The sequence below is a fragment of the Pseudomonas sp. 51_B genome (assembly GCF_017491595.1).
GTDB lineage: Bacteria > Pseudomonadota > Gammaproteobacteria > Pseudomonadales > Pseudomonadaceae > Aquipseudomonas > Aquipseudomonas promysalinigenes.
This window is the reverse complement of sequence record NZ_JAFGYW010000361.1, coordinates 1-454: the sequence shown is the minus strand read 5'-3', so window position 1 is coordinate 454 and position 454 is coordinate 1. Positions and strand designations below refer to the sequence as shown.

At 63.7% G+C, this 454-nt stretch carries 1 pseudogene; it reads left to right on the top strand.

The window, feature by feature from the left end:
• A pseudogene (locus tag J5M56_RS25240) lies at window positions 1-454 on the top strand (hypothetical protein); the annotation flags it as partial.

Sequence of the window (454 nt, the reverse complement as noted above, 5' to 3'; positions counted from 1 at the left end):
GCAGCACAAGGCCCGGCTCTATGGCGAGCAACGGCTCAAGGCCGAGTCGGCGTGGTGGCCGAGCAAACGCGCCAGTGCGTTGTACAACGCCGCATGGACGGCCCGGGAGTGGGGCATGGACATCCTCGGTTATGAGATGGCCCCTGATTACGCCACCTTCGGCGGCAATTACACGCTGGAGAGCACGAAGCTGGATGTCGGCCCGCTGATTTCAGCGGCGGAAGTGCAGCGCCAGCAGGCCAGCGCCGCGCAACCGGATCTGCGTTATCACTATCGTTTTGTCGCCACGGCACTGGCCAGTCGCGCCGCCGATAACCTGCCGCACACCAGTCAGGCGTTTGCTGCGGTGTTGTGCAATGCCGCCGGCTGGAACAGCAGCCTTGAAGACCAGAGTGCGCTGTATCAGCGCTACGTCAAGGAAGGCCCTTATGTGCCGTGGGCGCAAGACTTCGGC